Here is a 20,053-nt window from a genome sequence, read left to right on the forward strand (position 1 = left end):
ACATATACATAGAATGTACTCTGTCCCGTCAAATTCAGTTCTCCTTTTGTATAGCCACCGTATCCGCCTATTTTCTGGTAACATCCACCTTGAGCTCCCCAACACTCCATCTTGTATTTCCCTACTGCTAATGTCACGCTGTCCATGTGACCTCGGTAGGGAATCGTGTTGCTGATTTTGATTGTGGCGGAAAATTCCTCCGAAGGGCATTGGGTAATGTGGGTTTTCAACGTGAATTCTTCATCTATTAATCCGCCCGCTATTGTCAGTGAATTGGAAGTCTTGCTATGTACGTATGCCCACGACGGAGCACCGTCCAATGTCCATACAGCAGAGCTGTTTGTACCCCAATATTGTGGTGTCAGCGTAACAGAGCTCCCCGCATTGAAAGTATAAACCGACTGGGAGAAAGGTTTAGGCAATATGTTTATAGTTACGATGTTACTTTCCGCTACCCCCACAGCACAAATTCCCATACGCTTGAATTGATATGTTACAGTAGAAGTTCCGGTATTGACAAAATCATTGTACTTCAGCGATTCACCATTAGCATTGGAAATAATGTCAAACTTCGCTTCTCCCGGCTTTTTCACGTACCAAGTATATTGAAACCGTAAATCGGGAAAATCAGGACAAGACGCCTCTTGCGTATTGGTAATATCCGAACCGCTCCAGCATCCCGTTGTCGGGGCGCTGATTCTTCCGCCATCTATTTCAATACCGGAAAGGTTATACACACCTCGGAATCCCACCGTGCTATCCCGCTGGGTAACAGACGTGAAATAATTCATCGCTTCCGTCCGGTCGGAAGTTCGCAACAATTCATCCGCACTGTTGAAACCGCCGCCCCGAACACCGTACCTGCTGGCTGTTTTGTCCCACAGACTGGCGTTATAAACGCCTGTACCGCAGCTACCGCCGTTTAGATTCGTGTAGTTTACATTGGCACACAGTTCCTTTAAATTACCACTCATTTCCATCACTGCCCAATACGTGGCTCCTGCCTGGGTCTGATTGGTTGCGGATGTTGCAAACAGTCCGCACCGCACGGGGCCATTGATGCTGTTACTTGTTCCGCTGTTCACGTTTTTCAAATGGCTTAAAGCCTGTTCCCGCTGGTCTCCATGATAATTTAAGTCAGAGAGAGAAGAAATACGGTTAATACCATTGTTCGTATTCCACGCATATTCTCCATTATCGGGCTCTTGGGGATAAAACCGCCGACAGGCCTTTTCATACTCCAATTCACTCATCGGACGCAATCCGCTCCAACTGCAATAAGCAATCATATCTTCCACACTCATATAATTGCACGCCAATGTCTGTCCGTCGTCGGCGGAAAACAAATCATTGGCAGGATTCAGATTATTACCGAACACGGCGGGCGTATTCGGTTGCCTCTGTTCGATAAACACGATACCATTCCGGCAACTTGGAGTATGGAGGTCTCCAAACACATAATCTCCCCGCTTCATATTGGCAAAATCATTGTTCGCCACTCTCGCTTTTTGCTGGTCGAGAGTCAGTGAGTTCAAAAACTCTGCATACTGCTCCTGGCTCGTCTCGTATTTCATGATGTAGAAACCCGCGTATCCTTTGGGATAGGAAGCCGAAAGAGAAACGTTCGACATGCCATCTTTGGCTGAAAGCGTCATTGCCGCTTCGGTATCTATCACAACAGCATCCGTACCGCCTACCGCAAAACTCTTGTTGGAATACGCATCCCCCAAGTAATACGCTCCATACGGAACATACACCATTTCAATGGCGTGAACAGCAACGTAGATTTCATTCAACGCTTCGCCGAAGTCGCTTTTGCTTAATCCAGCACCCGCCAATGGCCATTTCGCACGTACGCGTACACTTACGTTTCCTTCCGAAATGTCGTCACGCATCACGTATAAACCATTCACCTTACCGGCATTGGCACCCACCATATACGTGTAGCCACCGCCCTCGCTGCCGACTGCCGTACTTAATACATGCCCCGAAGAGCCCAAATACGCATGCTGCCACGGATTCTCCAAGCCCCGCTTTTTGTACTTAAAGAACACCCATGCAGCATCCCAATTAAAATCATCCCGCCACGAATTATCCCAGCGGAGATACACCTCAATAACCGCCGTATCGCCTGAAAAGCCGACAACGCGCGTTTTACCGTCCACCCGGATGTTGTTTCCGAACACGGGCGGAGAAAACAAGCCGGAAAAAGTCACAACGGAAAGAAGCAGAAACGACATCCGAAGACACCGCCTTCCGGCACACTTGATTAATTTTTTCATATCAAGAAATTACTTAGCACCTTGAAAGTCCCCGGAAAGGTGGGTTAATGACAAAAAGAAAGCGTGGGAACTTTAGTTTATCTGTCTTAAGGTACGACCAAGTAACCCACACTAAAATAAACAGTTACCCACGCCTAACCTATTATATACAAATGTATATACGGCAAACGTGAACGTTTGTGCTGTTTATCCTTTAGTGTTAAAATTTTGGTCGTTTTTAAGACAAGGATAAAGCTAAACGCTTTAAAAATAATATATCTGTATGGCAGCTCTCTCTGCCACAACAACACAAATATAGATAAAAAGTTTAAAAGTGGGAAAACTCAAAAAAGCCGAATGTTAAAAAAGCATATAAATAGAAACAGATTAAATCACTTCCCCATGGAGATACCATTTTTAATTTTCAATTAAATAGTATAGTTTTGAACGGAAAATGTTGATTTTGCCAATATGACCGAAAAATTAAAAGAAGAGCTACGCAAAGCATGTGAAGTGCTGAAAAACGGAGGTGTGATACTCTATCCGACAGATACAATCTGGGGATTAGGCTGCGATGCGACTAATCAAGAGGCCGTAAAACGAATCTACGACATCAAGCAACGGGCAGACCATAAATCCATGCTGGTATTGCTTGATGACGCCGGGAAAATCGCCTCTTATGCGGATGTGCCGGATATTGCGCTGCAATTAATAGAAGTCACCGACAAACCATTGACGATTATTTACCCCAATGCCCACCATCTGGCGGAAAATCTGGTGGCCGAGGATAAGAGCATCGGTATACGAATCACACAGGAGGAGTTTTCAAAATCCCTTATTTACCGGTTTCACAAGCCGGTGGTATCTACGTCAGCGAATATCAGCGGACAGCCGGCTCCCGGATGTTTTGCGGAAATCAGCGACGAGATACGAAATGCCGTGGATTATGTAGTGGATTTCCGGCAAAATGAAAGGCAAAAACAGGCTCCCTCCGGCATCATCAAATTAGGCATTCACGGGGAGATACAAATTATCCGGAAATAAGTTATTCTTAAAGTTATACTTTTTATGGCACTTATTTTAAATATAGATACTTCCACGTCCGTTTGCTCGGTCGCTTTATCACAAGACGGGCAATTAGTCGCGCTGAAAGAAAACAACGAAGGATTGAACCATTCGCTGTTGCTGGGCACGTATACGGATGAAATTTTAAAAGAAAACCATTTGACGGCAAATTCACTGGATGCCGTTGCCGTAAGCATGGGCCCGGGTTCTTACACCGGTCTGCGTATCGGGGTCTCCCTGGCGAAAGGTCTGTGTTACGGTGCCTCCAAACCGTTAATCGCCGTCAATACACTGCAAGCCTTAGCCGAAAGCGTTTCAAAACGCATAGGTGAAGATGCCTTGTATTGCCCCATGATTGACGCCCGCCGCATGGAGGTCTATACGGCTTTTTACGATAAAGGAAATCAGACCGTCGTTGATACCAAAGCCGAAATTATCGACGATAATTCTTTCCAGGAAATCCTTCAAAACCATATCGTTTATTTTTTCGGCAACGGCAGTGCCAAGGTACAGCCTGTACTTACGTCACCCCACGCCCGGTATTTAGAAGGGATTGAAACTTCCGCCGCCAACATGGTAAGCATTGCGGAGGGCAAATTCAAGCTGAAGCAGTTTGAAGATGTCGCCTACTTTGAACCTTTTTATTTAAAAGATTTCATCGCCACGACACCTAAAAAAAACATACTGTTCTAATTATGGAAAGTTTTTATTATTTTTGCAGGCAAAGAAATTTTTTAATATAAAATCAATACAATGGCAACTACGGCTGATTTCAAAAACGGCTTGTGTATCGTTTTTAAAGACGATTTATATACAATCGTTCAGTTTCAACATGTAAAGCCGGGTAAAGGCCCCGCTTTCGTCAGAACCAAACTTAGAAATGTAAAAACCGGCAGAATTCTGGAAAATACGTTTACTTCCGGTATCAAAATCGACACGGCACGTATCGAGCGTCGTCCTTATCAATTCCTTTACAAGGACGGAGAAGATTATGTGATGATGCACACGGAAACTTACGAACAGGTAAATATTCCGGTAGATTTAATCAACGCACCGCAATTCTTAAAAGAGGGCGATTCTGTTGAGATGGTGGTACATGCAGATACGGAAACCCCGTTGTATGTGGAATTGCTCCCGAGCGTGGTACTTGAAGTGACCTACACGGAACCCGGCTTAAAAGGTGATACCGCTTCTTCTACGGCACTGAAACCGGCAGAAGTGGAAACCGGTGCTAAAGTAATGGTTCCGCTGTTTATTGAAATGGGTGAAAAAATCCGTATCAATACGGCCGAAGGTACTTACATGGAAAGAATAAGATAAGGTATCTTTAAAGATTTTTGAATTAGATTGTAAATGTTTATTCCATTTGCAATCTAATTTTTTCCATTACCTGTGCAGCCGCATTTTGTTCGGCTTCCTTTTTGGATGCACCTGTTCCGCGTCCTTCCTGTTTTCCGGCAATCAGGATTTTACAGATAAACCGGTTTTTACGGCTGTGAAAGTTCTCCCGTATCTCAAAAACCACTTCCCGCTTGTTTTTCTGTCCCCATTCGATAAGTTGGCTTTTATAGTTTGTATCTATTGTAACCAGGTCTTTGAGATTAAAAAAATTAGGGAATATGAATTTATCGAAAAAACGCTTTGTATTGACAAATCCCTGATCTAAAAACATGGCTCCGACAAAAGCCTCAAAGACATCCCCGTAGACATGTTTGTTTTTGGAAAGATCGGACTTTGCCACGACAGCTTTATCCAGACCGATGTTTATTGCCAATTCATTCAAAGATTCCCGACTGACCATTTTAGAACGCACCCGGGTCAAAAAGCCCTCATCTTTTAAAGGAAAGAATTTATAAAGCAATTCCGCAACGATAGCGCTCAAAACGGCATCTCCCAGAAATTCCAACCGTTCGTAATTCAATACAGCCCCTTCCCGGGTATATTTGGATGCGGATTTATGAAGTAAGGCCAGTTTGTATAAGTTATGGTTTCCCGGAACGAAACCTATCTGAGAAATAGACAATCCATAAAACTTATCTTTACGATGAAGATAAAGTCTTATGGATTGAATTATTTTGCTAATCACGACTTAGAAGTGATTATTTCTTGATAACAACGCAAGCATTGTGCCCCCCAAAACCAAAAGTATTGCTGATAGCCACATTCACTGTCCGCTTTTCGGCTTTGTTGAACGTAAAATTCAATTTGGAATCAATTTCGGGATCCAGGTTTTGAAAATTTATTGTCGGAGGAACGATGTCGTTCTTGACTGCCAATGTACAAGCGATTGCTTCTACAGCTCCCGCAGCTCCCAACAAATGTCCCGTCATAGATTTTGTCGAACTGATATTCAAATCATAAGCATGCTCACCGAAAACGTTCAATATCGCTTTGGGTTCTGAAATATCACCCAAACCGGTAGATGTTCCGTGAACATTGATATAATCAATATCCGTAGGCTTCATGCCGGCATCCTCAAGCGCCAATATCATAACCTCTTTTGCCCCTTCCGGGTCGGGAGCAGTCATGTGATAAGCATCACAATTCCCGGCACCTCCGGCAATCTCGGCATAAATATGCGCGCCTCTTTGCACCGCATGTTCATATTCTTCAAGAATAAGACTTGCCCCGCCTTCTCCGATAACGAATCCGTCACGGTCAGCATCGAAAGGACGTGAAGCCGTCTTCGGGTCATCATTACGGGTTGAAAGAGCTTTCATGGAATTAAAACCACCGACACCCGGAACGGTAACTGCTGCTTCCGAACCTCCGGCAACGATGGCATCCGCTTTTCCCAAACGAATTAAATTCAATGCATCAACAATAGCGTGGGCAGATGACGCACAAGCGGATACGGTCGTATAATTCGGACCTTTCAATCCGTTTTCAATCGCGATCATCGCTCCGCCCATATTGGCTATCATTTTAGGTATAAAAAAAGGGTTGAAACGGGGAGTGCCGTCTCCTTTTGAGAATGTATCACATTCTTCAAAAAAAGTCTGTAATCCTCCGATTCCTGCCCCCCATATCACACCTATCCGTTTTTTGTTTTCCTGTTCCAGGTTTAAGCCTGAATCTTTAAGCGCTTCTCTGGCGGCAATAATGCCGAACTGCGTATAAAGATCCATTTTACGGACTTCCTTTTTATCAAAGTATTCCGTAGGCTCATACCCTTTTACTTCACAGGCAAACTGTGTACGAAAATTTGATGCATCAAAACGAGTAATAGGACCGGCGCCGCTGACACCTTTTAACAAATTATCCCAAAACTCCGGCACATTTTTACCCAAAGGGTTTATTGTCCCAAGACCTGTAATTACTACTCGTTTCAGATTCATAAGAATAGTATTGGTTTTTACTTCGCGTTTGCTTCTACATAAGAGATAGCATCACCTACGGTTGCGATTTTTTCTGCCTGATCGTCCGGAATCGTAATGTTGAATTCTTTTTCCAATTCCATAATCAATTCTACCGTATCCAATGAATCAGCTCCCAAATCATTTGTAAATGTAGCTTCCGGAGTAACTTCTGATTCATCAACTCCTAATTTATCAACGATGATTGCTTTTACTCTACTTGTAATGTCAGACATAACTTTAAATTTTAATTAGACATAGTTTTTAATCCGAAATAAGGCACGCATGAGGTGCTAAAATTCGCGGACAAAGTTAGGCTTTATTTTTTTTCTAAAAAATTTTTTGACAGGAATATAACTTTTACTAATTTCATGCCTTTGATTTTTAATCAATTAGACACATGAAAAAAATAGCAATATTTGCCTCTGGTTCAGGTTCTAACGCTGAAAATATTATAACCGTAATTGCAAACCGGCAGGACATGACGGTGGACTCTGTTTTTTGCAATGTACCGGATGCCTATGTACTGGAAAGAGCTAAGAAACTGCGAGTTCCCGCTTTTGTATTCAACCGGAAAGAATTGAACGACCCTGCGCATGTATTACGACAACTCAAAGAACGCGGTATTGATTTTATTGTCTTAGCCGGTTTCTTATGGCTTATGCCGCCCCACATCGTTGCCGAATATCCGAACCGGATTGTCAATATCCATCCGGCTTTATTGCCCGCTTACGGAGGTAAAGGAATGTACGGACACCATGTACATGAAGCCGTCATCGCCGCAAAAGAAAAGAAGAGCGGGATTACAATTCATTACGTCAATCAGCATTACGATGAAGGGAATACGATTTTCCAGGCCTGCTGCGACATCACGCCGGAAGATACGCCCGACACCCTGGCCCAAAAGGTGCATGCCTTAGAATACGAACATTTTCCGCATGTAATAATAGAAACAATTTCAACGCTCCGGTAACCTTACACTCCCATGAAATTCACGCACTTCCACGTCCATTCCCAGTATTCGATACTCGACGGAGCCGCCAGCATACCCGGTCTGATTGATAAAGCCGTTGCCGACGGCATGACAGCTTTATCGCTCACAGACCACGGCAATATGTTTGGCATAAAACTCTTCTATGACACCTGCCGGCAAAAAGGAATCAAGCCCATTTTAGGATGTGAGGCATACGTGGCAAGGGTCTCCCGCTTCAACAAGGAAAAACCCATTGACAGATCGGGTGAACACTTGATTTTATTGGCAAAGAATCTGACAGGTTACAAGAACCTGGTAAAACTGACCTCGGCTGCCCACATAGACGGTTTTTACTACCGTCCCCGTATAGATAAAGCGCTTTTAGAGGAATACCATGAAGGATTAATCATTTCTTCCGCCTGTCTGGGAGGGGAAATCGACCAGAAGATTATGGCAGGCGACCTTGAAGGAGCCGAGAAAGCCGCCTTATGGTATAAGGATTTGGTCGGCGAAGATTATTATCTGGAAGTCATGCGACATCCTGCCGCCGACCCCAGACAACGGGCAGAAATATATGACAACCAGGAACTTTGCATCCGGGAGAAAATAAAGATGTCTCAAAAATTAGGAATTAAACTACTGGCAACAAACGACGTACATTTTCTGAACGAAGAGGATGCAGATGCACACGACCTGTTGATTTGCCTGAATACACGGAAAGACATCGATGACCCGAACCGCATGCGCTACACCCGCCAGGAATGGTTTAAGACCACCCAGGAAATGGTAGAGCTTTTTCCGGACATTCCGGAAGCGATAAGCAACACGCAGGAGGTGGCGGACAAAGTGGAAGAATACCAGCTCGACTCCGACCCGCTGATGCCGGTTTTCCCCATCCCCCCCGAATCGGGTACGGAAGAGGAATACCGAAAAAAATACACCGAAGAAGACCTCTTCAACGAATTCACCCGGGACGAAAAAGGCAATGTCGTCCTGACGGAAGAAGAGGCGAAGAAAAAAATCAAGAAACTGGGAGGCATCGACCGGCTCTACCGTATCAAACTGGAAGCGGATTACCTGAAAGAACTGACCATGAAGGGCGTAGTGAAACGCTACGGCGAAAACCCGCCTCCGGAAATCATGGAGCGGATTATCTTCGAGCTTCACATCATGAAAACCATGGGTTTCCCGGGTTACTTCCTGATCGTGCAGGACTTCATACAGGCCGCCAGGGACATGGGCGTCATCGTCGGTCCGGGCCGTGGGTCCGCAGCCGGAAGTGCCGTGGCCTATTGCTTAGGAATTACAAACATCGACCCGGTGAAATACGATTTGCTGTTTGAACGTTTCCTAAATCCCGACCGTATTTCCCTCCCCGATATTGATGTCGATTTCGATGATGACGGCCGGCAGAAAGTGCTGGAATGGGTTACGGAAAAATATGGGGCGGACAAAGTGGCACACATCGTGACCTTCGGCAGCATGGCCGCCAAAATGGCCATCAAGGACGTGGCGCGCGTATTGAAGCTCGACCTTTCCGAATCCAACCGGCTGGCCAAAATGGTGCCCGAAGCGCCCAAGATGACCCTTAAAAAGGCCTATAAGGAAAATCCGGACCTCGAAGAGGAGAAAAAATCTCACAATCCGTTGATTGCAAAAACCATCCAGTTCGCCGAGACACTGGAAGGCTCCGTACGTCAAACCGGCGTACACGCCTGCGGTATTCTGATCAGCCGGGACCCGCTGACCGACCACATCCCCATCATGCCCACCGAAGGGGAAAGCCTAATGACGACCCAGTACGACGGGCATTTCGTAGAGCCTATCGGGCTGATTAAAATGGACTTCCTTGGGTTGCGCACCCTCTCCATCATCAAAACCTGTCTGGAAAACATCAAGAAATCCAAACATATCACGCTGGATGAAAATGAAATCCCCCTGGATGATGAAGAGACATTCAAACTATTTTCACGAGGCGACACCACGGGCCTGTTCCAATTCGAGTCCCCCGGTATGAAAAAACACCTGCGCGCTTTGCAGCCGAACCGTTTCGAAGACCTGGTAGCCATGAACGCGCTGTACCGTCCGGGGCCGATGGAATACATCCCCCAGTTCATCAAGCGGAAACACGGCGAAGAACCGATCGAGTACGACCATCCGATGATGGAGCCGTACCTGAAAGACACCTACGGCATCACGGTATATCAGGAACAGGTAATGCTGCAATCGCGCGCGCTGGGCAATTTCACGCGCGGTATGTCGGATACCCTGCGCAAAGCGATGGGTAAAAAGAAATTCGAGCTGCTGGCGGAACTGAAAGGGGAGTTTGTAAAAGGCTGCCAAAACAATCCGGAATTCGTAAAGGGTGCCCAGGAAAAAGGAAAAAATGTAGAGGAACTGGTCAATAAGATATGGGGCGACTGGGAAGCATTCGCTTCGTATGCCTTCAACAAATCGCACTCTGTCTGTTACGCCTACATCGCCTATCAGACGGGCTTCCTGAAAGCCCATTATCCCGCCGAATTCATGGCTGCCAACTTGAGTAATAATCTGTCGCAGATTGAAAAAGTGACGGTCTTCATGGATGAATGCAAACGCATGGGTTTAAAGGTACTCGCTCCGGATGTCAATGAATCGGACAATGATTTTACCGTAAACGCCAAAGGAGATATCCGCTTCGGCATGGCAGCCATTAAAGGCGTAGGAGAAGCCGCTGTTGATAAGATTATTGAAGAACGGGAGAAAAACGGCCCCTATAAAGATGTTTTCGACTTCTTTGAACGCATCGATTATAAGTGTGTCAATAAAAAAACACTGGAAAACCTTATTATCGCCGGAGGGTTCGATAGTTTCGGTTTTCACCGGGCCCAATACCTGCAACCTGTGGACTCTGTCAGCACCGTATTGGACACACTGGTGAACTTCGGACAGAAGAACCAGAAAGACAGCATGAACCTCCAGGTTTCCCTCTTCGGAGGAATGGAAGGGTACGAAGTAGCCCGTCCGAATATCCCCGACTGCGAACCGTGGAGCGACTTTGAAAAAGCAAAAAAAGAAAAAGAATTAATTGGCATTTACCTGACCTCCCATCCTCTGGACAGCTACAAACTGGAAATCAAAGCCATGTGCACGCCTTTGGATGAACTTTCCGCCAACATGGGAGCTTTCCGGGACAAAGACATTACCATCGCCGGCATCATCGTCAATATGCGCCAGGGAAAAACAAAGAAAGGCAATGACTTCGGCATCCTGACAATAGAAGATTTCAACGGTACCTATGAACTTCCGTTCTTCGGCGAAGATTATATCAAATACCGGAATTATTTCAAACTGGAAACAGCCATTTGCATCCGGGGAAAGGTACAGACCAAAAAATGGAGCAACGACTCCAACGATCTTTCTTTCAACATACAAAGTATCAATTTATTGGAAAGTATCGGAAACGATTTGATAAAATCCATTACATTATTGGTGGACATTGAGCAACTGAATATGGAAACGCTCAACGAAATCAACCAGCAATTTATCCACCCCCAAACTAAAAACAACCAGGACGACAAAACGGATGTACCGCTGAATTTCGTTCTCTACGATAAAACCGGCAACAATGTTAAAATGTTCTCTCGCAGCTGTAAAATAGGACGTTCTCGCGAATTATATGAATATTTTGAAAATAATGATGCCATTAAAATGAAAATTAATTAATTTCGTCCGGTAATGCAGAGGGTGTATTATCTAATTCCTTATTTTTTCGTATAAAAAGGAACTGATATAATTTACGAACTTAAAAATAAAGAATATGGCTATTTTAGTAAATGATTCCAATTTCGAGGAAATTGTTTTAAATGCAAAACTTCCGGTATTAGTAGATTTTTGGGCAGAATGGTGCGGACCGTGCAAAATGATGCTTCCCATCGTTGAAGAAGTTTCAACGGAATACGAAGGCAAACTTATTGTAGCTAAAGTTGATGTAGACAGCAGCCCGTCCACAGCTGCAAGATTCGGCATCCGCAATATTCCTACTATCCTTTTTTTCAAGAACGGAGAAGTTGTAGACAAACAGGTAGGAGCCGCCCCCAAAACATCATTGGTTGAAAAAATAAAGGCTGTACTTTAAAAAATAACGGAGAATCCGGGACGAATAGCTTTCCTGTGATTCTCCTATTCCACTTGAATCCCGTTTCGATATGGCCGCCACCTTAGAGGAAATCATCCAATACGAACAGTTCGACAATCTCGAATTTATCGCGTCGCAGATTGTATCGGGATTCATCACCGGACTGCACCGCAGCCCCTATCACGGATTCTCCGTGGAATTCGCGGAACATCGGGTGTACAACAACGGGGAATCGACCAAACACGTAGACTGGAAATTATACGCCCGTACCGAAAAACTTTTCGTCAAACAATACGAGGAAGAAACGAACCTGCGCTCCTATGTCGTCGTGGACACCTCTTCTTCGATGCTTTTCCCTTACAAATCGGACAAGATTTCCAAGCTTCATTTCTCCGTCTACTGCGCCGCAGCACTCATCTACATGCTCCGAAAACAACGGGACGCCTCCGGAATCTGCCTGTTCTCCGACAGAATCGAGACACTGACCGATTCCAAACTGTCGCCGACCCATGCGCAAATGAAATACGCATTGTTGCAGAACCTGCTCAAAGAAAATGCCGTGCCCCTGAACAAACCGACCGCCACGGCCGAAGTTCTCCATCAATTGGCAGACAGCATCGACAAACGGTCACTTGTCATCATTTTCACCGACATGTTTTCCAACGGGAATACGGAAGAACTACTTTCCGCCCTGCAACACCTGCGCTACAACAAACATGAAATCATCCTCTTTCATGTCAAGGACAAACGCATGGAGGAACAATTTGAATTCTCAAACCGCCCCCACATATTCATCGATATGGAAAGCGGAAGGGAAATCAAATTCTCTCCCAACGAAATCCGGGAAACTTACAGAGAAAAAATCAAGGAATTCTACCAGGAAATCAAACTCCGCTGCGGACAATATCAGATTGATTTTGTAGAAGCAGACATCAACGAAGGATTCCGCGAAGTATTACTTCCCTACCTCATCAAGCGAAGCAAACTTTACTAAACCCATCCCAATACTAAAAGGAACTAGCCTTGAGCCTTTTTCCAAAAAAGACCAAAATCAATACCAACAGTAAAACGAAGTGTATTTTTCAGTAAACTGTCTGATTTTGCCAATAAATAAGAGAAATCACCTTGAATATGGTAAAAGCGAACGCCGCATCCTAAAGTTCCGTAACTGTCATATCCTTTATCCTTATCCCCGAAATGATAGCCTCCACGTATAATTGCATACTTCATACAAACATATTCCGCACCTATACCTGCTTGAAAACTGCTGCTACCGGCAGGCATCATCTGATAATTCAAATCCAAGGCACAATTTAAAACATGCCTTTGGCTAAAAGGCAAATGAATCGCTCCGCCGATATTCAGTTTCCCCGGCAAATCATATTTTGTATCCAAATATTTTATCTTAGAACCGATATTGGCTACCTGCACTCCCACAGACCAGGTCGCACTATCCAGCAAAGCAGCCCGACGCCGATAATAAAATCCCAAATCAAAAGCAACAGCATTGCCGGCAGCAGCCCCATTATAAGAACCCATATCCGAATGAATATAACGCAACGATAGCGACATGCTTAAATCTTTAATCAATAAACGGGAATATCCTAAGTCAAGCGCCCAGTCTTTTGGAGTAAATTTTCCAAGGATATTGCCATTTTCATCGCTTATCTCCATATCTTGGTGCGAAAAATTACGAAATCCGGCAACAACACTTTGTTTGGTATCAATTTTATAAAAACCGCCCAAACTGTTTAAAGCACACCCCGCCCCCCACTCTCTCATCCAGGAAGTATATGAATAAGCGATGGCACCTTGTTCTTCCGAAAAAACAGTCACAGCAGCATTATGCCAGAAAGAAAAAGCATCGGGGCTTAAAGCCGTTCCCACATCTCCCATACCGGCAGAACGCGCATCAGGAGCAATACTCAAAAAAGGTACCGCCTCTGAATTATTATTTAAGGTTTGAGCACAAATGCAAAAACTTAATATACACAAAATAAATAAGATATATATTCTTTTCATTACAGCAACCCGTTATAATTTAATAATACTACCTTTATTTTCCTGTCCGTTGTAAATTACAGAAACGGCATACGTTCCGCCATGAAGCTTGCTAACATTCAATTTCCCTGCTTCAAAAGGTTTCACAAGTACGGAATCTTCCAAAACCAGGGTCCCCGTTGCATTGTATATCTTCACGCTTACCAATCCGTCCACCTCTTTTCCCATGCGGATATTTAACACATCAGTCACCGGATTCGGGTATAAATCCATCGGTTTGGTACCATCTCGGGCCATCAGTACAAACTCACGGCTCACGGACTGTCCGAAATAATCGGAAGCTTTTACCGTGATTGTGCTCTTCCCGGCTTTCAATGCCGTAATTGTCAATACCTCATTGAACGGTTCATTGACCACATCCGTTTTTATTAAGCCGTCCACAGAAGAGGTAATCTCATAATTCAACACCTCTCCGTCCGGGTCATCAAAATACTCCTTCAAATCGAAGCTTTGCTGTCCCCCCAGACGGTCGAAATAGACATGCTGCCATTCCTGCTCTGTCCCGAAAGGAGCATGGTTTTCCAAAACACGATAATGAATCGGCACCTCGGTAAAAGCTCCCGGTTCGTCCGTTACCGTCAGAATCACATCATACTCTCCGGCAGATGCTTTCGGTCCTGCAATCTCGACAACAATAACATCATTTTCCCGCCAAGCTCTCACAGCTTCATCTGAAGACACGGCAAAAGTATAAGGCTGCCTTTCCGGTTCCGTAACATCGAAAAACACATTTATTGTTTCATGTGCTTTCAATATAATATCCTCCGTTGCCCTGCACGTTACAATCGGAGCCTGATTAGGCAGCGTAGTTCCTTCTTCCAATGCCGGTTCCGAAAAATTCCCGAAACAATCCACACCTACCACGGCCAAACGATAATCCGACTCTGCTTGAAGCCCTTCCACTTTGGCCTTCACCTTTTCTCCCACTTTATTCCGTCTCACATCGACAATTGTATTGGGCTCGATTTCTTTAAAATCGACATGATCCCAACCATTTGAACTTGCATAAACATTGTATTTAACAGGAGTTCCGTTATCTTCATCCCGTGTAACGCTCCAAGTCAATACGACGGAATTTGAAGCCCATTCCACCTGCAAATCCGTTACCGGGTCGGGTGCAATTTTTTCATCCACCTGCAAAGCTGCCGCAGCATCCACATACCCAGCCCCCATTTTACCGACATAAGCCCGATTATATTGGTCAATATCCTTTACCCCCATCATAATACGCTCCTTTAATTCATCCGGAGTAAATCCTTCCTGACCAACCCCGAACTTTGAAACAACCAATGCCGCGACACCCGAAACATGAGGGCACGCCATAGAAGTTCCTTGCATATAAGCATATTCATTTCCGGGATACGTACTCAATATCGCACATGCATCCGTATATTTCCCTTCGTAACCGAAACTCCCGCCGGGAGCGGTTACATCCACCCAATCCGCATAATTGGAATAATAAGCCTTAGCAAAATCCGGAGCCATAGAAGCCACCGACAATACCTTCTCATAGGATGCCGGATAAGCGGTATAATCTTTATCCTCATTGCCTGCTGCGAAAATAACAATACCCCCTTTCATCGGGCCCACCTGATTTCCATTTTCATCCAAACCTGCATATTGAATAAAATAGTCTATTGCCTTTTGAGTAAGAAGATCAAATGTCGGAGTCACCCCCTCGTCAAAAATAAACGACCAACTGTTCTGACAGATAACCGCACCATTATCTGCACCATATACAATTGCATTCGGTATCAACTGACTTCCTTTATCATTATCCGGATCATCGGGATCTTCTTCAAAAATCTGACAACTCATAACACGTACACCGTCATGATTACCGCTACCTCCGGCAATTCCGCATACGCCCAACCTGTTATTATTCACGGCTGCAATAGTTCCCGCCACATGCGTACCATGAACATGCGGTTTAATCGTAGCCGTATTGGATACGAAATTCCAACCGTTTACATCCCCCTTGTATCCATTGCCATCCAAATCCACATTTCCTTCGGCCTCATCTTCATTATGCCATATATTATCCTTTAGGTCAATATGTTCCAAATCTATACCGCCATCCACCACAGCCACAATCACCTCGGGAGACCCGCTTGTCACTTTCCAGGCTTCATACAAATTAATATCCGCCCCGGCTTCCGAATTCCGGAGACTTCCGTCATTATTATAATGCCATTGATTAGAAAGATACGGGTCATTGAAAGGATTCCCCGCCGTCAAAACCGTCTGCTTTACCAATGATGCCGGAACTATTTTATACTTAGCGTCTACATCTTTAATTCTACGAATCGGCTCCACCGCCTCTATCTCCTTCAGGGATGCCAAATCACCGGCAGCACAGGTTAAGGGCAAATTCTTATCAAAATACACATTATACCACAAATGCAGTCCTGCTTCACGATGACGTGCTTCAAACTTCCCGGCCGGAGGAAACACCCGCTCAATCCTTGTCGCTCCGATTTTTGTTGCAAACCGGTCAATAGCGGATATCCCCATTTGTGCCACGCCCTGCGTAGAAGTTAATTGAACTTTACTTGCCGTTTCCGGCTTCAATTTAATTCTGATTGCACCTTGATGGAAATTCGTACGTGTTTCCGCCATCCAAACAGGTTGCGTTTCTTCCTCTTCTCTTTGTTCCAGTCTATCGTCCTGGCAAGCCCAAAAAGAAAACAACAACACAATAAAAACAACTTTTTGCTTCATCATTCAGGTAAGTTTACATTGTTTTGGCGGGCTAAAGTTATCAAAAACCTTTAAAGAAGAAATTTCCCGAATGTATTTTCCGAATGATTTTATTCTTATTTAAGAAAATACATTTAACCTCTCCCTAAAAAAGAGTAACTTTGTAAATAAAGCAAGAAAAATATGCCTGAAAATACAGACATACCGTCAGAAACAAACGCCCGGCTGACAGATGACTTCCGGGGATATGCAGCACTATTGCGTCAAATCAAGCAAAGGGTATCGCTTGCCCAGCAGCGGGCAATCTATGCCGCTAACGAAGAATTGCTACACATGTATTGGGACATCGGCGAAATATTGCAGCAAAGTCAGCAAGCCGATGGTTGGGGTAAGAAAACCTTGCAAAGACTGTCCGTAGACCTAGGAAACGATTATCCTGAAATAAAAGGCTTTTCAGTACGCAATATGCAGTGCATGATGCAGTTTTTCGAGGAATACAATCAGGAACTTACAATGATTAAAAAAGCTTCCTGTGAAATTACGCAACCGCTGGCTGCGCAATTAGGCAAGCATAATTTTACCCTTCCCGTCAAGCATCTGGACTGGACACACAACCTTATACTCATGCAACAGGTCAAGGACATGCATGCCCGCTATTGGTACATGATGCAAAGTATCACTTCACATTGGTCAAAACGTTACCTCCAGGAAGCCATTAAACTTGATTACTACGGCAAACACGGTGCGTTGGCAAACAACTTTACGGAAACTTTACCTGTGCCAGAAGCTAACGAAGTAAAATCGTTGCTCAAAGACCCGTATATATTCGATATGCTGACCTTTACCGACCAGTATAACGAACGCGATGTGGAAATAGGTCTGGTCAGGCACGTGGAAAAATTTCTCGTGGAAATGGGAGCAGGTTTTGCTTTTATGGGCAGACAATACCACATAGAAGTGTCCGGCGATGACTATTACATTGACATGCTGATGTACAATACCTTTCTGCATAGGTATTTAGTCATCGAGTTGAAAGACACGGAGTTCAAGCCCGAATACATAGGCAAACTCAATTTCTATTGTTCCGCAGTTGATGATGTGCTTTGCCGGGAAGGCGACAATCGTACTATCGGATTATTACTCTGCAAAACGAAAGATCGAATCAAGGCCGAATATGCCTTACGCGATATTCAAAAACCCATCGGAATCTCCGACTATGAATTGGGACAAGCCTTGCCCAAAAATTTCCGAGGCAGCCTGCCGACAATCGAGGAAATTGAAAAAGGATTGGAACAAAATTAAGATATAAAAAAGAGCGTGCCTAAACAGACACGCTCTCAAAACAGTTAATCAAACCTTCCTATTTTATGAAAGGATAAGCGATCAAATTCGGATACAATGTGAAGTATCTTGCCGGATTTGTCGTACTTGTCAGGGTAATGAAAGAAGGCGCTTTCGGATTGTCCGTCGTCAGTTTATAAGTCGCTCCGGCAGAACTTCCGATGGCACTTGTAATATAATTGTAATTACAATTATTATAATAATAAATACCGTTATTGTCACCCGACAGTGCGAAAGTCAATGTTATTTCGTCTTCTTCCGTTAGCGTATAATTGTAATAGAGGCTACCGATATAGTTGCCGCTTCTGAAACTAAAGGAATAAGTTCCATCATTAGACAATCCCATATACATATAGAGAATCTGCTCGCCTTCGGAAGCACTACCATTGGCTGCCATTGCGAAATAAGGCTGAAGTGCTTCGCTGATCTCGCTGTAGGCGAAATACCAGTTGCCGGTAACAAATTGTTCGTTCAATGGCGGAATCACCGGAACCAATTTAATGGTACTGTTATCATTTGCGGTAAAAACTTCTGCTTCCGCATTGAAAGTAAAACCGCTCAGAGTAACTCCGTCCACTTCTACCGGTTCATAGAATTTATACCCGGTCGGTGTCTGAATATAGGAAGCCACGACAGAAACGCTGTTTTCCTCTTCGCCATACGTGAAAGTCAATGTTCGGAAAGAAATGGATACGGGAATCACCTTTCCGTTCATTTCCAATTGCATTTTTTGAAAACTCATTTCTTCCTCCGCATTCTGAAGCGCCAATATATACTCTTCCCAGTCTCCCTTCATCGGAGTCAAGATGGCTATGCCTCCCGTCTTTTTCCCTTTCAAAGTCACCTTTTCTGCTGTTGCCTCCAGAATCAGGAAATCATAGTCGCCTTCCAGGCCGTACCCATTGCCGCCTACGCCTGCCGGGTCGCTCGGGTCGGAGAAGAAGTGGAAAATCTCATTGTAGGTATCGAATGAAAGTACAATCCCTGCACTCTGTTTTACGGAATACAGACTGGTCGTCACATCGGAATTGTCATACAGTTCGCTGGCAACCGTCACCTTACCGTCAGTCCCGAATTTCAGCAACACATTGTAACCTCCGTAACTTTGCTGGGCTTCCGGGAAATACTCCATCACCCAGCCGTTGGCGGCATCCGTCAGAATCTTTGTATCGGCTGCAATCGCCGCATCGGCACGCAATGCGGACGACGTGTCGAACAAATCGTCTTCTTCGTTGGTACAGGCGGCAAACAATACCGCCGTAGCCAAATAAAGCAAATAGTATATTTTTTTCATATTCTTTCTTAATTAAGTGTTGATAAATCCATGGACAGTATCTCTCCGGAACGACGCTGTACAATATCGCGCAAAGCATCCAAATCGATTCCCCAGCTCGTCTTCAAATAATCTTTCACCAACTCGAGTTTCTGATTGATAAGCGCCCGGCCCGTTGCACTGGCGCTTCCTACCAAGGCATCCCAGTATTCCGGAGTATTCGTCACATAAATAGCAATAATCTCGACGAAATCCTCCTGCGTCTCAGAGCTGGCATAAGGAGAAACAAAACCCATATCCAAAGCCTCCTGGTCATCGACATTTACCCAACTGCTCGACTGGTAATTGCTGGCGGAAATCAGATTGAAATCCGTTGAATAATTCTTCGTTTGATGCAGAATATGCGCAAACTCATGGTGCATCGTTTTGAAATACCAATAATTCAGCATATCTATATCCACATCTTCCAGGTCGATAGCATTCACATTATACAATGTGATTTTCAGACCGCCTTCTGCTGTTCCCAATACGATAGAACCCTGGGAATTATAAGCCGGAGAACCGACGAGGTGCATCAGACGGGGACAATAGGTGCGGATAAACTCAGGTCCCAAAAGCTCCTCATAGGATTCCAGCCAAAGAAACTTCGTCATCTTGGCAAGTGCCACCGATTTATCGTAATCGGCAGGAGCCAGATTATACTGCGTGTTCGACTCCTTGTCCTCGAAACGGTATTTGAACTCGATATTATAGGGTTCCGTATAGTTTTTTTGCAACCATTTGTCGAAGTCGTTCTTGACGGTAGTATCCTTCTCAAAGATACTGGTCGAATCCAAATCATCCTCGCTGCATGCCCACAAACCCACAGCAGCAAGCGCTATAAATAACCATTTTATATTTTTCATA

16 protein-coding genes are annotated in these 20,053 nt (G+C 44.5%); 8 read left to right on the plus strand and 8 right to left on the minus strand.

Annotated elements, in window-relative coordinates; translation table 11 throughout:
- Positions 1-2,282 (minus strand): SUMF1/EgtB/PvdO family nonheme iron enzyme (locus tag NFR61_RS09340; protein WP_251623423.1); only part of this gene is annotated, 2,282 nt, incomplete at its 3' end.
- 450 nt (positions 2,283-2,732) lie between these two features.
- Here NFR61_RS09340 and NFR61_RS09345 point away from each other — a divergent pair.
- From NFR61_RS09345 to efp, 3 genes are read left to right on the plus strand one after another with little or no spacing between them, the layout of a single operon-like run.
- On the plus strand, positions 2,733-3,305 hold the full coding sequence (locus NFR61_RS09345) for an L-threonylcarbamoyladenylate synthase (protein ID WP_251623425.1): 573 nt from the start codon (positions 2,733-2,735) through the stop codon (positions 3,303-3,305).
- 24 nt (positions 3,306-3,329) lie between these two features.
- Positions 3,330-4,019, plus strand: a complete 690-nt coding sequence (gene tsaB / locus NFR61_RS09350; protein ID WP_251623427.1) for a tRNA (adenosine(37)-N6)-threonylcarbamoyltransferase complex dimerization subunit type 1 TsaB — start codon at positions 3,330-3,332, stop codon at positions 4,017-4,019.
- 60 nt (positions 4,020-4,079) lie between these two features.
- Positions 4,080-4,646, plus strand: a complete 567-nt coding sequence (efp, locus tag NFR61_RS09355) for an elongation factor P (protein WP_251623429.1) — start codon at positions 4,080-4,082, stop codon at positions 4,644-4,646.
- A gap of 37 nt (positions 4,647-4,683) precedes the next feature.
- On the opposite strand, the gene rnc is transcribed toward efp, so the two are convergent.
- The 3 genes from rnc to NFR61_RS09370 are packed head-to-tail and all read right to left on the minus strand — an operon-like array spanning position 4,684 to position 6,918.
- Entirely contained in the window at positions 4,684-5,412 is a 729-nt protein-coding gene (gene rnc, locus NFR61_RS09360) for a ribonuclease III (protein WP_251623431.1), read from the minus strand.
- 13 nt (positions 5,413-5,425) lie between these two features.
- On the minus strand, positions 5,426-6,664 hold the full coding sequence (gene fabF / locus NFR61_RS09365) for a beta-ketoacyl-ACP synthase II (protein ID WP_251623433.1): 1,239 nt from the start codon (positions 6,662-6,664) through the stop codon (positions 5,426-5,428).
- A 17-nt stretch (positions 6,665-6,681) separates the two neighbouring features.
- A complete protein-coding gene (locus NFR61_RS09370; protein ID WP_251623435.1) occupies positions 6,682-6,918 on the minus strand; it encodes an acyl carrier protein in 237 nt (78 codons plus the stop codon).
- A gap of 164 nt (positions 6,919-7,082) precedes the next feature.
- Here NFR61_RS09370 and purN point away from each other — a divergent pair, with 164 nt between their 5' ends.
- The 4 genes from purN (at position 7,083) to NFR61_RS09390 (ending at position 12,766) form a co-directional block, all read left to right on the plus strand.
- Positions 7,083-7,655, plus strand: coding sequence for a phosphoribosylglycinamide formyltransferase (gene purN / locus NFR61_RS09375; protein ID WP_251623437.1), 573 nt, complete (start codon positions 7,083-7,085; stop codon positions 7,653-7,655).
- Between the two features lie 12 nt (positions 7,656-7,667).
- Entirely contained in the window at positions 7,668-11,360 is a 3,693-nt protein-coding gene (gene dnaE / locus NFR61_RS09380) for a DNA polymerase III subunit alpha (RefSeq protein WP_251623439.1), read from the plus strand.
- A 94-nt stretch (positions 11,361-11,454) separates the two neighbouring features.
- Positions 11,455-11,772: a thioredoxin gene (gene trxA / locus NFR61_RS09385; RefSeq protein ID WP_251623442.1), complete on the plus strand. Its 318-nt coding sequence runs from the start codon at positions 11,455-11,457 to the stop codon at positions 11,770-11,772.
- Positions 11,773-11,842: 70 nt separating this feature from the next.
- Complete coding sequence (locus NFR61_RS09390; RefSeq protein WP_251623444.1) at positions 11,843-12,766, plus strand: DUF58 domain-containing protein; 924 nt, start codon at positions 11,843-11,845, stop codon at positions 12,764-12,766.
- 23 nt (positions 12,767-12,789) lie between these two features.
- Here NFR61_RS09390 and NFR61_RS09395 read toward each other — a convergent pair whose 3' ends face one another.
- Together NFR61_RS09395 and NFR61_RS09400 are read right to left on the minus strand one after the other, a co-directional pair.
- Positions 12,790-13,794 (minus strand): PorV/PorQ family protein, encoded by a 1,005-nt coding sequence (locus NFR61_RS09395; RefSeq protein ID WP_251623446.1) that lies wholly within the window; start codon positions 13,792-13,794, stop codon positions 12,790-12,792.
- A 12-nt stretch (positions 13,795-13,806) separates the two neighbouring features.
- Positions 13,807-16,557 carry a S8 family serine peptidase gene (locus tag NFR61_RS09400; protein ID WP_251623448.1) on the minus strand — a complete coding sequence of 917 codons (2,751 nt, stop codon included), beginning with the start codon at positions 16,555-16,557 and terminating at the stop codon, positions 13,807-13,809.
- A gap of 159 nt (positions 16,558-16,716) precedes the next feature.
- Between NFR61_RS09400 and NFR61_RS09405 the strand changes: the two genes are divergently transcribed.
- The gene (locus NFR61_RS09405) at positions 16,717-17,835 is read left to right on the plus strand and encodes a PDDEXK nuclease domain-containing protein (protein ID WP_251623450.1); all 1,119 of its coding nucleotides are present in this window, start codon (positions 16,717-16,719) and stop codon (positions 17,833-17,835) included.
- A gap of 58 nt (positions 17,836-17,893) precedes the next feature.
- Here the strand turns inward: NFR61_RS09405 and NFR61_RS09410 are convergent, their stop codons facing one another.
- Both NFR61_RS09410 and NFR61_RS09415 read right to left on the minus strand, forming a co-directional pair.
- Entirely contained in the window at positions 17,894-19,168 is a 1,275-nt protein-coding gene (locus NFR61_RS09410; protein WP_251623452.1) for a DUF4302 domain-containing protein, read from the minus strand.
- Positions 19,169-19,176: 8 nt separating this feature from the next.
- Positions 19,177-20,052 carry a zinc-binding metallopeptidase gene (locus tag NFR61_RS09415; protein WP_251623453.1) on the minus strand — a complete coding sequence of 292 codons (876 nt, stop codon included), beginning with the start codon at positions 20,050-20,052 and terminating at the stop codon, positions 19,177-19,179.
- Position 20,053 lies beyond the last annotated feature (1 nt).

It is taken from the genome of Odoribacter lunatus (assembly GCF_943193135.1).
Taxonomy (GTDB): Bacteria; Bacteroidota; Bacteroidia; order Bacteroidales; family Marinifilaceae; genus Culturomica; species Culturomica lunata.

Coding starts and splice junctions, on each gene's coding strand:
- NFR61_RS09345 (WP_251623425.1), top strand. CDS start 2,733: ATGACCGAAAAATTAAAAGAAGAGCTACGCAAAGCATGTGAAGTGCTG.
- tsaB (WP_251623427.1), top strand. CDS start 3,330: ATGGCACTTATTTTAAATATAGATACTTCCACGTCCGTTTGCTCGGTC.
- efp (WP_251623429.1), top strand. CDS start 4,080: ATGGCAACTACGGCTGATTTCAAAAACGGCTTGTGTATCGTTTTTAAA.
- fabF (WP_251623433.1), bottom strand. CDS start 6,664: ATGAATCTGAAACGAGTAGTAATTACAGGTCTTGGGACAATAAACCCT.
- NFR61_RS09370 (WP_251623435.1), bottom strand. CDS start 6,918: ATGTCTGACATTACAAGTAGAGTAAAAGCAATCATCGTTGATAAATTA.
- purN (WP_251623437.1), top strand. CDS start 7,083: ATGAAAAAAATAGCAATATTTGCCTCTGGTTCAGGTTCTAACGCTGAA.
- dnaE (WP_251623439.1), top strand. CDS start 7,668: ATGAAATTCACGCACTTCCACGTCCATTCCCAGTATTCGATACTCGAC.
- trxA (WP_251623442.1), top strand. CDS start 11,455: ATGGCTATTTTAGTAAATGATTCCAATTTCGAGGAAATTGTTTTAAAT.
- NFR61_RS09390 (WP_251623444.1), top strand. CDS start 11,843: ATGGCCGCCACCTTAGAGGAAATCATCCAATACGAACAGTTCGACAAT.
- NFR61_RS09395 (WP_251623446.1), bottom strand. CDS start 13,794: ATGAAAAGAATATATATCTTATTTATTTTGTGTATATTAAGTTTTTGC.
- NFR61_RS09400 (WP_251623448.1), bottom strand. CDS start 16,557: ATGATGAAGCAAAAAGTTGTTTTTATTGTGTTGTTGTTTTCTTTTTGG.
- NFR61_RS09405 (WP_251623450.1), top strand. CDS start 16,717: ATGCCTGAAAATACAGACATACCGTCAGAAACAAACGCCCGGCTGACA.
- NFR61_RS09410 (WP_251623452.1), bottom strand. CDS start 19,168: ATGAAAAAAATATACTATTTGCTTTATTTGGCTACGGCGGTATTGTTT.
- NFR61_RS09415 (WP_251623453.1), bottom strand. CDS start 20,052: ATGAAAAATATAAAATGGTTATTTATAGCGCTTGCTGCTGTGGGTTTG.